This window comes from Streptomyces sp. CRN 30 (assembly GCF_034105845.1).
The window spans coordinates 21,870-35,704 of record NZ_JAVRHI010000361.1 but is presented as its reverse complement, the minus strand read 5'-3'; the positions used below and the strand labels follow the sequence as shown (position 1 = coordinate 35,704).

Genomic DNA, 13,835 nt, shown 5'->3' with positions numbered 1-13,835 from the left:
CCCTGGGCGGCGCGGACGGCCAGGGGCAGGAGGGCGCGCGGGGCGCGGCGGGCGCGGGCCAGGGCGCGCAGCGTGAGCTCCCAGTTGAGCACGGGCGAGTCCAGCACGAGCCCGGAGACGCGCTCGCGCAGCGCGGAGCGGGCGGCCGTGCGCAGGGCCATGGTGGCGCCGGTGGACCAGCCGAGGAGGACCACCTGGTCGGCGCCGTGGTCCACGGCGTACCGGACGGCCGCGTCCAGGTCGGGCCACTCGGACTCGCCGAGGTGGCCCAGCCCGTCCGGGGTGCGCGGTGCGCCGGGGTCGCCGCGGTAGGCGGGGGCGAGCACCGGGAACTGCTGCCGGTGCAGGAACGGCATGAGGTTGAGGGTGTGCTCCCGGGTGGTGCCCAGGCCGTGCACGGCGATCACCCAGGTGCTGCGGGCGCCGGGCACGAACCAGGCGGGCAGCGTGCCCAGTTCGCCGGGGATCTCCACGTCGGCGTGGTCGAGCCCCAGGGCGGAGCGCGGATCACCGGTGTACAGGTCCGGGGTGAGCCACACCTTGTCGCCGGGCGCGAAGCCGCCGTGGACGACGTGCTCGAGCCGGCGGACGACCGTGTCGGCGGAGGACCGGACCGTGTCCAGGACCGGGCCGACGACCGCGCGGGAACCGTTCGAGGCCAGTCCGTACCGGCCCGGCCGCAGCGAGGCGAGGTCGCGGGTGAGGGTGACGCGCCCGGTCTCCGTCGCGTGGACGGTCAGGCGGGGTTCGGTGGGCAGCGGTCCGCCCGCCGACGCCTTGAGCGCGGCGTCACTGGCGAACCGGCCGGCGGCGACGCTCGCCGCGCCGGCCGCGAGGACGACGGTGGCGGCAGCGGCCGCCGCTTCGACTGTGCGCACGCCCTCAGTCTCCTTTCCGGCGGTACGGGCGGCCAGCGGGAGAACGGGCCGGGACGGACGGCACCGAAGGGCGCGGGGACCGGACGGCACTCACCCACCGCCGTCCGGGCCCCGCGCACCGGCACTCACCCACCGGCGTCCGGTTACCCCACCGGCCCCGGGTTACTCCGGCTGCCCGTAGCCGCGTAGCCGCTCCCCCACCTCCGCCACCTGCTCGTGGCTCAGCAGCGCGGGTGACAGTCCGGGCACGGAGGACGCCGTGAGCCAGACCCGGCACATCCATTCCAGCTGGGCCGTGCGGTCGTACGCCTCGGCGAGGCCGGCCCCGTACGCGACCGTGCCGTGGTTCTGCAGGAGGCAGGCGGTACGGCCGCGCAGGGCGCTGAGCATGTTCTCGGCCAACTGCGAGGTGCCGTAAGTCGCATAAGGGGCAACCCGGACGGCTCCGCCGAGCGCCGCGGCCATGTAGTGGATCAGCGGGAGCTCCCGCACGAGCGTGGAGACGGCCGTGGCGTGGACGGCGTGCGTATGGACGACGGCGCGGGCTCCGGTCGTGCCGTAGACCGCGAGGTGCAGGGGCAGCTCGCTCGTCGGACGGAGGGAGCCGAGGACCTGGCGTCCGTCCAGGTCCACGCCCACCACGTCATCGGGCGTCAGCCGCTCGTACGGCACGCCGGTGGGTGTGACCAGTACCGTCTCGCCCATACGTACGGAGACGTTGCCCGACGTGCCGACGACCAGACCGTCGGCCACCGTCCGCCGGGCCGTGGCCACGAGCGCGCCCCATGCCGCCGCCACGTCCTCCGGCGCGCCCCGCTCGCACACCTCCAGCACGCCCGGTCCGCCCGCACTCGTCCCCCAAGGGCCGCTCGCGTCCCCTCGCTCCTCAGTCATGCCGCGATCCTGCCAGGCCGGGCGGGGCGGGGCGGCGGAAGAGGGGAGTGTAGGGCGGAACGCGACCGTCCGGCAGATTGGATGTACGTATACGTCACCCTCTTGTGTGGATTGGCCGGTGATCGACCGAGATTCAACGATCTTCCAGTAATCTCTGGACGATTTGTCGTACGCGCCGCCATTTCCGGGGGGAAACATGGCCCGTGACCGCCAGCCGTCCCGACACCGTTCCCGACTCATCGCGTCGTCCGTCACCGCCCTCGCCCTGGGCGGGACCCTGCTCGCCGAGATCCCGGTCTCGGCCGCCGGCAAGCCCAGGGGGCACGACGTCTCCTCGCACCAGAAGGACGTGAACTGGTCCAAGGCCAGGTCCAAGGGCGCCAGGTTCGTCTACGTCAAGGCGACGGAGTCGCACACCTACCTGAACCCGCACTTCACCCAGCAGTACAACGGCTCCCGCAAGGCGGGGCTGATCCGCGGCGCGTACCACTTCGCCGTGCCGAACAAGTCCTCCGGCAAGCGTCAGGCCGCCTTCTTCGTGCGCAACGGCGGAGGCTGGACCGGCGACGGCTGGACGCTGCCGCCCGCGCTCGACATCGAGTACAACCCGTACAGCAAGAAGAAGAAGTGCTACGGCATGAGCAAGGCCAGGATGGTCAACTGGATCAAGGCCTTCAGCAGTGAGGTGAAGCGGCTGACCGGCCGCCGCCCCGTGATCTACACGAACACCAACTGGTGGAACAAGTGCACGGGCGGCAGCTCGGCGTTCGCCGCCGACCACGCCCTCTGGGTGGCCCGCTACAACACGGCGAGCGCGGGGCAGCTGCCGGGCGGCTGGACGTACTGGACGATCTGGCAGCACGACAACAGCGGCCGCCTGCCGGGCGACCAGAACCTCTTCAACGGCTCCCTGGCCCAGCTGAAGCGCTTCGCAAGGGGGTAGCCGGTCCGGTTCGCCGGCGCCGGGGCGGCCGGGAAGGACACCGGAGACGGTGGACACCGGCAGGAGGGCCCGCCGCCCGGGCGACGGAGAGGGTGGCATGCGTCACCCGTAGGACGTGGCATGCGTCACTCGCAGGACGAGGGGCCGGGAGGTGGCGCGGGGCCGGTCGGAGGGCGGCCCCTCGCTCGGGGCCACCCCATCGATGCGGAGGGTGAGATTCCACCTCCGTTCGAGGCCTCCCGGCCCCTCATCACCGCTTCCGGCCCGGCTCCGGCCGCCCGACCGACACAAACGGAACCATCACACCCCGATTCGCTACACCACCCGGTCCGACCCAGTTCATCTTCCGTTCACTCAGATTGCTTACGTTCCACGAGCCACTGACGTCCCATAGAAGACCGGGTAAATGGAAAGCTTCTCGCTGATCCTCGCGATCGTGGTGATCACCGCGCTCGCGTTCGATTTCACGAACGGTTTCCACGACACCGCCAACGCGATGGCCACCACCATCTCCACCGGCGCGATGAAGCCCAAGGTCGCGGTGGCCATGTCCGCCGTCCTCAACCTTGTCGGCGCGTTCCTGTCCATAGAGGTCGCCAACACGATCTCCAAGGGCCTTGTCGACGAGAGCGGCATACAACCGGAGGTGATCTTCGCGGCGCTCGTGGGCGCCATCCTCTGGAACCTGCTCACCTGGCTCGTCGGCCTCCCCTCCAGCTCCTCGCACGCCCTGATGGGCGGCCTGATCGGCGCCACCATCGCCTCGGCCGGCATGGGCGCGGTCCACGGTGACGTCCTCGTCACCAAGGTGCTGATCCCCGCCGTCGCGGCCCCGATCGTCGCGGGTGTCGCCGCCATGATCGGTACGCGGCTCACCTACAAGCTGGGGAAGCACGCGAGCGAGAAGGCCACCTCCAAGGGCTACCGCGCGGGGCAGATCACCTCGGCGGGCCTGGTCTCGCTGGCCCACGGCACGAACGACGCCCAGAAGACGATGGGCATCATCACCCTGGCCCTGGTCGCCGGCGGCGCGCTCGCCCCGGACTCCGACCCGCCGGTGTGGGTCATCCTCTCCGCCGGTGTCGCCATCGCGCTCGGCACCTACCTGGGCGGCTGGCGCATCATCCGCACCATGGGCAAGGGCCTGACCGACCTCCAGCCGCAGCAGGGCTTCGCCGCCCAGACCAGTGCGGCGACCGTCATCCTGGCCTCCTCCCACCTGGGCTTCTCCCTCTCCACCACGCACTCGGTCTCCGGTGCCGTGATGGGCGCGGGCCTCGGCCGCAAGGGCGGCGTGGTCCGCTGGTCCACCGCCACCCGGATGTTCGTGGCCTGGGGCCTCACCCTGCCGGCCGCGGCCCTGGTCGCCGCGCTCGCCGAGTGGGTCACCGCCTTCGGCACCTGGGGCACCACCGTCGTCGCGGTCTTCCTGGTCGCCTCCAGCGCCGCCATCTGGGTCGTCTCCCGCCGCGGCGAGGTCGTCGACCACACCAACGTCAACGGCACGGACGAGCCCGCCGGGACCGCTGAGTCCGCTGGTTCCGCCAGGACTGCCGAGACCGCCGAGGGTGCCGCCGCCCCGTCGCCGGCCGCGGCCGGTCCGGTCACCCACGACCTGGCGGTCACCATCCCGGCCCAGTCCGACCCCGCGGCCACCCCGGCCGCCCCGGCCGCCGCCGGCGCTTCGTCCTCGTCGGCCACGGTCTGAGCACCGGACCCGAGTCCAAGGAAGTAACCCACCATGCACATCGACTGGGCAGCCCTCGGCTCCGTCTTCGGAGTCAGCCTCGTGGTCACCGTGGCCCTCGTCGGCCTCTTCGGCCTCGGCATCATCGGCCTCTCCAAGCGGGAGACGGCGACTGCGTCCGGGAACTCCGCCGCCGTCGCGACCACCGCCGCGTACGCGTGCTTCGCGGCCTGTGCGGCGGCGGTGGCGTACGGGATCTATCTGATCGTCGCCTGACGGCGCACACCCTGTGAGGGCGCCCCGGGTGCCGGCTAGGGCCGGCACCCGGGGCGCCCTCGTGCCGTGTCCGCTGTGGCGGGAGATGTGTGCCTTCGCACACTGCCCCGTCGCAGGTCAACAGCAAGTTGACTGGAATTCGAGGCCCGTGGTGGACTGCCGGAGCCAAGTACGACGGCAGGAGAGGAAGCCGGTGAGAATCCGGCGCGGTCCCGCCACTGTCACCGGGGTGCGCCCCCGGGAGCCAGGAACTCTCACCGTCGTTTTCGTCGAACCAGGGCGTGGACACCCTGAGTGAGGACATACCGCCATGCACGGCTGCCGCCGATCGAGCTCCCCCAGCGACGTTCCGCCCGTCCCCACGGTCGGCTGAGCCGATGCGGGCCGAACGCGTCTTCGCGTACGGCGCCGCCGCCGGCCTCCTCGGTGACCTGCTCCTCGGCGATCCCCGCCGCGGGCATCCGGTCGCCGTGTTCGGGCGGGCCGCGGGTGCCGTGGAACGAGCGCTGTGGCGGGACCACCGGGGACGGGGCGCGCTGCACACCGCCGTGTGCGCCGGCGGCGCCGCGACCCTGGCCGCCGTCGCCACCCGGGCCGTCCGTACCTCTCCCGTCGCCTCCGTCGCGCTGACCGCCGCCGCCACCTGGGCCGTCGTGGGCGGAACCTCGCTCGCGCGGGAGGCCCGGGCCGTCGGGAAGGCGCTGGAGGACGGTGACGTCGAGGCCGCCCGCGCGCGGCTGCCGCACCTGTGCGGGCGCGATCCGCAGGCCCTGGACGCCGACGGGATCGCCCGGGCCGTCGTCGAGTCCGTCGCCGAGAACACCTCCGACGCCGTCGTCGGGGCCCTCGTGTGGGGCGCCGTGGGCGGGGTGCCGGGGCTCGTGGGCTTCCGGGCCGTCAACACGCTCGACGCCATGGTGGGGCACCGGTCGCCCCGGTACCTGCGGTACGGGTGGGCCTCCGCACGCCTCGACGACCTCGCCGGGTGGCCGGGGGCGCGGCTGACCGCCGCGCTCGCCGTGGTCTCCGGCGGCGCTCCGCGCACCGCCGTGCGCGCCTGGCGCGCGGACGCGGGCAAGCACCCGAGCCCCAACGCCGGGCCGGTCGAGGCCTCCTTCGCGGGCGCGCTCGGCGTACGGCTGGGCGGCACCCTCTCGTACGGCGGGCGGGTGGAGCACCGGCCCGTGCTGAACGGGGAGGGGCGCGCCGTGGAGGTGCGGGACATCGAGCGGGCCGTCCGGCTGTCGCGACGGGTGGGCTGGCTCGCGCTCGGCGTGTGCGCGGGCGCCCGGTTCGCCGCCCGCGCGGCCGGGACTCTCACGAAGGGCTCACCGAAGGGCTCACCGAAGGGGCGTACGTCATGAGCGGTGGTGGACTGCTCGTCGCCGGGACCACCTCCGACGCCGGCAAGAGCGTCGTCACGGCCGGTATCTGCCGGTGGCTGGTCCGGCAGGGCGTGAAGGTCGCGCCGTTCAAGGCGCAGAACATGTCCCTCAACTCGTTCGTCACGCGCGAGGGCGCCGAGATCGGGCGGGCGCAGGCCATGCAGGCGCAGGCGTGCCGCGTGGAGCCGACCGCGCTGATGAACCCCGTGCTGCTCAAGCCCGGCGGCGAGCGGAGCAGCCAGGTCGTGCTGCTGGGGAAGCCCGTGGGCGAGATGAGCGCCCGCGGCTATCACGGCGGACGGCAGCAGGCACTCCTCGGCACCGTGCTGGACTGTCTCGCCGAGCTGCGGGGCACGTATGACGCGGTGATCTGTGAGGGGGCCGGTTCGCCCGCGGAGATCAATCTGCGGCGGACCGACATCGTCAACATGGGCATCGCGCGGAACGCGCGCCTGCCCGTCCTCGTCGTCGGCGACATCGACCGCGGCGGCGTCTTCGCCTCCTTCTTCGGGACGGTGGCCCTGCTCTCGCGCGAGGACCAGGACCTGGTCGCCGGGTTCCTCGTCAACAAGTTCCGGGGCGACGTCTCGCTGCTGGAACCGGGGCTGGACATGCTGCACGGGCTCACCGGGAGGCACACGTACGGCGTCCTGCCCTTCCAGCACGGCCTCGGCATCGACGAGGAGGACGGGATGGCGGTGTCGCTGCGCGGCGCCGTGCGCGAGTCGGCCGTCACCGCCCCCGTGGGCGAGGACGTGCTGCGCGTCGCCGTGTGCGCCGTCCCGCTCATGTCCAACTTCACGGACGTGGACGCGCTGGCCGCCGAACCGGGAGTCGTGGTGCGGTTCGTGGACCGGCCGGAGGAGCTCGCCGACGCGGATCTGGTCGTGGTCCCGGGCACGCGCGGGACCGTCCGCGCCCTGGAGTGGCTGCGCGAGCGCGGGCTCGCGGACGCCCTCGCGCGCCGGGCCGCCGAAGGGCGCCCCGTGCTCGGCATCTGCGGCGGCTTCCAGCTCCTCGGCGAGCACATCGAGGACGAGGTCGAGTCCCGCGCCGGGCACGTGGAGGGGCTGGGCCTGCTGCCCGTCCGGGTGCGGTTCGCCCGCGAGAAGACCCTCACCCGGCCGGTGGGCGAGGCCCTCGGCGAACGGGTCGAGGGGTACGAGATCCACCACGGCGTCGCCGATGTCCAAGGGGGAGAGACCTTCCTGGACGGTTGCCGGATCGGCCGGACCTGGGGTACCCACTGGCACGGGGCGCTGGAGTCCGACGGCTTCCGGCGGGCCTTCCTGCGCGAGGTGGCGGCCGCCGCGGGCCGCCGCTTCGTCCCGGCCCCCGACACCTCCTTCGCCGCGCTGCGCGAGCAGCAGCTCGACCGGCTCGGCGACCTCATCGAACACCACGCGGACACGGACGCGCTGTGGCGGCTCATCGAGTCCGGCGCGCCCACAGGACTGCCCTTCATCGCACCGGGAGCGCCCGCATGAGCACTGTGCTGTTGTTGTCGACCGCCGACACGGACCTGCTGGCGGCCCGTGCCTCCGGCGCCGCCTACCGGATCGGCAACCCGACCCGCGTGGACGTCACCGAGGAGCTTCCGGGGCTCCTGGACGGCGCGGACGTCGCCGTCGTACGCCTCCTCGGCGGCAAGCGCGCCTGGGAGGACGGGCTCGCGGCGCTGAAGGCGTCCGGCGTCCCGACCGTGCTGCTCGGCGGCGAGTCCGTGCCCGACGCCGAACTGATGGCCGAGTCGTCGGTCCCGGCGGGCGTGGTCGCGGAAGCCCTGCGCTACCTCGTCGAGGGCGGCCCGGAGAACCTCACCGAGCTGGCACGCTTCCTCTCCGACACCGTGCTGCTGACGGGCGAGGGCTTCGAGGAGCCGCGGAAGATGCCGGAGCACGGCGTCCACGGCGACCGGGCTCTCCTGGACGGCCGTCCCACCGTCGGCGTGCTCTTCTACCGGGCCCACGAACTGAGCGGCAACACCGCCTTCGTCGACACCCTGTGCGACGCGATCGAGGCCCAGGGCGCCAACGCGCTCCCCGTGTACTGCGGTTCGCTGCGCGGCGCGGACGAGGGGCTGTACGAGATCCTCGGGCAGGCCGACGCCCTGGTCGCCACCGTGCTCGCGGCCGGCGGCACGCACGCCTCGCAGGCGTCGGCGGGCGGTGACGAGGAGGCCTGGGACATCGGGGCGCTCGCCGACCTGAACGTCCCGGTGCTCCAGGGGCTCTGCCTCACCTCCTCGCGCGAGGCGTGGGACGCGTCGGACGCGGCCCTCTCCCCCATGGACGCGGCCATGCAGGTGGCCATCCCCGAGTTCGACGGCCGGCTGATCACCGTCCCGTTCTCCTTCAAGGAGCAGGGCCCGGACGACGTCCCGGTGTACGTCGCCGACCCCGAGCGGTCCGCGCGGGTCGCCGGGATCGCCGTCCGGCACGCCGCGCTGAAGCACAAGGCGAACGCGGACAAGAAGATCGCGCTCGTCTTCACCGCGTACCCGACCAAGCACTCGCGCGTCGGCAACGCGGTCGGCCTCGACACCCCCGCCTCGGCGGTACGGGTGCTCGACTCGCTCCGCGACGCCGGGTACGTCGTCGAGGGCTACCCGGACAACGGCGACGAGCTGATCCACCGCCTCATCGAGGCGGGTGGCCACGACGTCGAATGGCTCACCGAGGACCAGCTCGCCGCGGCTCCCGCGCGCGTGCCGCTCGCCGACTATCAGGCCTGGTTCGACGAGCTCGACCCGGAGCTGAAGGACGCGATGCTGGAGGCGTGGGGCGAGCCGCCGGGCAGCCTCTTCGTGGACGGCGACGACATCGTGCTCGCGTCGCTCCAGTTCGGGAACGTCGTCGTCATGATCCAGCCGCCGCGCGGCTTCGGCGAGAACCCGATCGCGATCTACCACGACCCGGACATGCCGCCGTCGCACCACTACATGGCGGCCTACCGCTGGCTGGACAACAGCTTCGGCGCCGACGCGATCGTCCACATGGGCAAGCACGGCACGATGGAATGGCTGCCGGGCAAGGGGCTGGGGCTGTCGGGCGGGTGCGCGCCGGACGCGGTCCTCGGCGACCTGCCCCTGATCTACCCGTTCATCGTCAACGACCCCGGCGAGGGCACCCAGGCCAAGCGCCGCGGCCACGCCACGGTCGTCGACCACCTGGTTCCGCCGATGGCCCGCGCCGACACCTACGGCGACCTGGCCAAGCTGGAGCAGCTCCTCGACGAGTACGCGCTCGTCTCCGACCTGGACCCGACGAAGGCCCCGGCGGTCCGCGCCCAGATCTGGACGCTGGTCAAGGCGGCGGAACTCCACCACGACCTGCACGTCGACGACCAGCCGGACGACGACGCCTTCGACGAGTTCGTCATGCACATCGACGGCTACCTGTGCGAGATCAAGGACGTGCAGATCCGCGACGGCCTGCACGTCCTGGGCGGCGGCCCGGTCGGCGAACCGCGCGTCAACCTGGTCCTGGCCGTGCTGCGCGCCTCGCAGGTGTGGGGCGGGCAGGCGAACGCGCTGCCGGGGCTCAGGGCTTCCCTCGCCGAGCACTTCGGGCTGGTGGAGAAGGAACTGCTCGCCGAGCCGGGCGCGCCGGTGAAGGTGCCGGTCGAGCTGTCCGACCTGGTCGAGGGCCCCTCCCGGACGGCCGCCGACGCGATCGACCTGCTGGAACAGCTGTGCCGGCGGGTCGCGGAGGGCATGGAGGAGCGCGGGTGGGACGCCGCCGCGGTGCCCGCGCTGGTGCGTGAGGTGCTCGGCGGTACGGAGCTGCCGGACGCGGTGGCGGTACTGCGGTTCGCGTGCGACGAGGTCGTGCCGCGGCTCGCCCGTACGACGGACGAGATCGGGCACATCCTGCGCGCGCTGGACGGCGGGTACGTCCCGGCGGGTCCCTCCGGCTCCCCGACGCGCGGCCTGGTCAACGTCCTCCCGACCGGTCGCAACTTCTACTCCGTCGACCCCAAGGCCATCCCGTCCCGGCTGAGCTGGGAGGTCGGGCAGTCGCTCGCGGACTCGCTGGTGCAGCGGTACCTGCAGGACACCGGTGAGTACCCGAAGTCCGTGGGCCTCACGGTCTGGGGCACGTCCGCGATGCGTACCCAGGGCGACGACATCGCCGAGATCCTGGCGCTGCTGGGGTGCCGCCCCGTCTGGGACGACGCCTCGCGCCGCGTGACCGGCTTCGAGATCGTGCCGCCGGAGGAGCTGGGCCGGCCGCGCATCGACGTCACGGTCCGTATCTCCGGGTTCTTCCGGGACGCGTTCCCGCACGTGGTCGGGCTGATCGACGACGCGGTGCGGGCGGTCGCGGAGCTGGAGGAGTCCGCCGAGCAGAACTACGTGCGGGCCCACGCCGACGAGGACACCGCCGAGCACGGTGACCGGCGCCGGGCCACGGCCCGTGTCTTCGGCTCGAAGCCGGGCGCGTACGGGGCGGGGCTGCTGCCGCTGATCGACGCGCGGAACTGGCGGAGCGACGCCGACCTCGCCGAGGTGTACGCGGTGTGGGGCGGTTACGCGTACGGGCGCGGGCTCGACGGGCGGGCGGCGCGCGGGGACATGGAGACCGCGTTCAAGCGGATCGCCGTCGCCGCGAAGAACGTCGACACCCGCGAGCACGACCTCGTCGACGCGGACGACTACTTCCAGTACCACGGCGGCATGGTGGCCATGGTGCGCCACCTGACGGGCGAGAGCCCCGAGGCGTACGTGGGTGACTCGGCCACACCGGACCAGGTGAGGACCCGCACGCTGGGCGAGGAGACGCACCGCGTGTTCCGCGCGCGTGTGGTCAACCCGCGCTGGATGGCGGCCATGCGGCGCCACGGCTACAAGGGCGCCTTCGAGATGGCGGCGACCGTGGACTACCTCTTCGGGTACGACGCTACGGCGGGCGTGGTCGACGACTGGATGTACGAGAAGCTCAGCGCGGAGTACGTCTTCGACGCGGAGAACCGGGACTTCATGAAGAAGTCCAACCCGTGGGCGCTGCGCGGCATCACGGAGCGACTCCTCGAGGCGGCGGACCGCGGACTGTGGGCGGAGCCCGACGCGGACACGCTGGAGCGGCTGCGCGCCACCTACCTCGAACTCGAAGGCGACCTGGAGGGCGACGACCAGTGAGTACCCCATTCCCGTTCACGGCCGTCGTCGGACAGGACGACCTGCGGCTCGCGCTGCTGCTGAACGCGGTCTCGCCCGCGGTCGGCGGTGTGCTGGTCCGAGGAGAGAAAGGCACCGCCAAGTCCACGGCCGTACGCGCCCTCTCCGCCCTGCTCCCGCAGGTGGACGTCGTCCCCGGCTGCCGTTTCTCCTGCGACCCGGCCTCCCCCGACCCGGAGTGCCCGGACGGCCCGCACGAGGTCGGCAACGGCACCTCGCGGCCGTCCCGGATGGTCGAACTCCCCGTCGGCGCCTCCGAGGACCGGCTCGTCGGCGCGCTCGACATCGAGCGGGCGCTCGCGGAGGGCGTGAAGGCGTTCGAGCCCGGCCTGCTGGCCGACGCGCACCGCGGCATCCTTTACGTCGACGAGGTCAACCTCCTCCACGACCACCTGGTCGACCTGCTGCTCGACGCCGCCGCCATGGGCGCCTCGTACGTCGAGCGCGAAGGCGTCTCCGTACGCCACGCCGCGCGCTTCCTGCTCGTCGGCACCATGAACCCCGAGGAGGGCGAGCTGCGGCCGCAGCTCCTCGACCGGTTCGGGCTGACCGTGGAGGTCGCCGCGTCGCGCGAGCCCGACCAGCGCGTCGAGGTCGTACGGCGGCGGCTCGCGTACGACGACGCCCCGGACGCCTTCGCCGCGCGGTGGGCCGACGAGGAGGTCGCCGTACGGGCGCGGATCGTGGCGGCGCGGGAGCTGCTGCCGTCGGTGCGGCTGGGCGACGGGGCGCTGCGGCAGATCGCGGCGACCTGCGCGGCGTTCGAGGTCGACGGCATGCGCGCGGACATCGTGATGGCGCGGACGGCGACGGCGCTGGCCGCGTGGGCGGGCCGGACGGACGTCCTCGCCGAGGACGTGCGGCAGGCCGCGCTGCTCGCGCTGCCGCACCGCCGCCGCCGGAACCCCTTCGACGCGCCCGGCCTCGACGAGGACAAGCTCGACGAGACGCTGGAGCAGTTCGGCGGGCAGGACGAGAACGACGGCGACGACGATCCGGACCCGAACGGGCCTGGTGGCGGCGGGCAGCCGCCCCAGGACGGCGGCCCCCGGGAAGACGGTCCGCAGGCAGGCGACGCCCCCGCCCGGCCCGAGGCCGGTGAGGGCGGCGAGCACCGGCCGTCCGGGGCCGGCGCGGGCGAGCAGTCCGCCGTACGGGCCGCCGAGCCCTTCCGTACGAAGGTGCTGAGCGTGCCCGGTCTCGGCGAGGGCGCGGCCGGCCGCCGGTCCCGCGCGCGGACCGAGCACGGACGGACCACCGGCGCCCGGCGTCCCCGGGGCACCCTCACGAAGCTGCACCTGGCCGCGACCGTGCAGGCCGCGGCGCCGCACCAGCGGGCGCGCGGCCGGTCGGGCCCCGGGCTCGTCGTCCGCAGGGACGATCTGCGGCAGGCCACGCGTGAGGGGCGCGAGGGCAACCTCGTGCTGTTCGTCGTGGACGCCTCCGGCTCGATGGCCGCCCGGCAGCGCATGAGCGCCGTGAAGGGCGCCGTGCTGTCGCTGCTGCTCGACGCCTACCAGCGGCGGGACAAGGTGGGTCTGGTGACGTTCCGGGGGTCGGCCGCCGATGTGGCGCTGCCGCCGACCTCGTCCGTCGACGCGGCGGCGGCCCGGCTGGAGTCGCTGCCGACCGGCGGTCGGACGCCCCTCGCGGCCGGACTGCTGAAGGCGCACGACGTACTGCGGGTCGAACGGCTGCGCGACGCGGCGCGACGGCCGCTGGTCGTGGTCGTGACGGACGGGCGGGCCACCGGCGGGCCGGAGCCGGTCGCCCTCGCCGGGCGCGCCGCGCGGCTGTTCGCCGCCGACGGTGTCGCGTCCGTGGTCGTGGACTGCGAGGCGGGGCCGGTGCGGCTCGGGCTCGCCGGGCAGCTCGCGGGTGAGCTGGGCGGTACGGCGGTGACGCTGGACGAGCTGCGGGCGGACTCGATCGCCGGGCTGGTCAGGGACGTGCAGGGCAGTCAGGGCAGCAACAGGAGGGCCGCGTAGTGCCGCAGGGACAGCCGAGCGTCGTACCGGACGACGGACTGACGACCCGTCAGCGCCGCAACCGTCCGCTCGTCGTCGTGCACACGGGCATCGGCAAGGGCAAGTCGACCGCCGCCTTCGGGCTGGCGCTGCGCGCCTGGAACCAGGGGTGGCCCATCGGGGTGTTCCAGTTCGTCAAGTCGGCGAAGTGGAAGGTCGGCGAGGAGAACGCGCTGCGGGTGCTCGGCGCCTCCGGCGAGGGCGGCACCGTCGACTGGCACAAGATGGGCGAGGGCTGGTCCTGGGTCCAGCGCGACGCGCAGATGGACAACGAGGAGAAGGCCCGCGAGGGCTGGGAGCAGGTCAAGCGGGACCTGGCGGACGAGACGTACAAGCTGTACGTGCTCGACGAGTTCGCGTACCCGATGCACTGGGGCTGGGTCGACACGGACGAGGTCGTCGAGGTGCTGCGCGACCGTCCCGGGACCCAGCACGTGGTGATCACCGGGCGGAACGCGCCGGAGAAGCTCGTCGACCTCGCCGACCTCGTCACCGACATGTCGAAGGTCAAGCACCCGATGGACGCGGGGCAGAAGGGCCAGAGGGGCATCGAGTGGTGATGTCCT

At 73.2% G+C, this 13,835-nt stretch carries 10 protein-coding genes and 1 riboswitch; of the genes, 8 read left to right on the top strand and 2 right to left on the bottom strand.

Annotated elements, in window-relative coordinates; translation table 11 throughout:
- Positions 1-878: alpha/beta hydrolase family protein (locus tag UW392_RS38280; RefSeq protein ID WP_320779849.1), on the bottom strand; the 878-nt coding region annotated here is incomplete at its 3' end.
- A 162-nt stretch (positions 879-1,040) separates the two neighbouring features.
- Positions 1,041-1,772, bottom strand: a complete 732-nt coding sequence (locus tag UW392_RS38275; protein ID WP_320779848.1) for a class II aldolase/adducin family protein — start codon at positions 1,770-1,772, stop codon at positions 1,041-1,043.
- A 196-nt stretch (positions 1,773-1,968) separates the two neighbouring features.
- Here UW392_RS38275 and UW392_RS38270 point away from each other — a divergent pair, with 196 nt between their 5' ends.
- From UW392_RS38270 to cobO, 8 genes are all read left to right on the top strand, one after another.
- Entirely contained in the window at positions 1,969-2,715 is a 747-nt protein-coding gene (locus tag UW392_RS38270) for a lysozyme (RefSeq protein ID WP_320779847.1), read from the top strand.
- Positions 2,716-3,121: 406 nt separating this feature from the next.
- Entirely contained in the window at positions 3,122-4,423 is a 1,302-nt protein-coding gene (locus UW392_RS38265) for an inorganic phosphate transporter (protein ID WP_320779846.1), read from the top strand.
- Between the two features lie 33 nt (positions 4,424-4,456).
- Positions 4,457-4,678, top strand: coding sequence for a hypothetical protein (locus UW392_RS38260; protein ID WP_320779845.1), 222 nt, complete (start codon positions 4,457-4,459; stop codon positions 4,676-4,678).
- Positions 4,679-4,812: 134 nt separating this feature from the next.
- Positions 4,813-4,953: riboswitch (cobalamin riboswitch) on the top strand.
- A 102-nt stretch (positions 4,954-5,055) separates the two neighbouring features.
- On the top strand, positions 5,056-6,042 hold the full coding sequence (locus tag UW392_RS38255) for a cobalamin biosynthesis protein (RefSeq protein WP_320779844.1): 987 nt from the start codon (positions 5,056-5,058) through the stop codon (positions 6,040-6,042).
- Positions 6,039-7,550 carry a cobyric acid synthase gene (locus UW392_RS38250; RefSeq protein ID WP_320779843.1) on the top strand — a complete coding sequence of 504 codons (1,512 nt, stop codon included), beginning with the start codon at positions 6,039-6,041 and terminating at the stop codon, positions 7,548-7,550. The genes UW392_RS38255 and UW392_RS38250 overlap by 4 nt, the downstream gene beginning before the upstream one ends.
- The gene (cobN, locus tag UW392_RS38245; RefSeq protein WP_320779842.1) at positions 7,547-11,203 is read left to right on the top strand and encodes a cobaltochelatase subunit CobN; all 3,657 of its coding nucleotides are present in this window, start codon (positions 7,547-7,549) and stop codon (positions 11,201-11,203) included. The genes UW392_RS38250 and cobN overlap by 4 nt, the downstream gene beginning before the upstream one ends.
- Positions 11,200-13,230: a putative cobaltochelatase gene (locus UW392_RS38240; RefSeq protein ID WP_320779841.1), complete on the top strand. Its 2,031-nt coding sequence runs from the start codon at positions 11,200-11,202 to the stop codon at positions 13,228-13,230. Before cobN ends, UW392_RS38240 begins: the two co-directional genes overlap by 4 nt.
- Entirely contained in the window at positions 13,230-13,829 is a 600-nt protein-coding gene (cobO, locus tag UW392_RS38235; protein WP_320779840.1) for a cob(I)yrinic acid a,c-diamide adenosyltransferase, read from the top strand. The genes UW392_RS38240 and cobO overlap by 1 nt, the downstream gene beginning before the upstream one ends.
- The last annotated feature ends 6 nt before the right edge of the window (positions 13,830-13,835 follow it).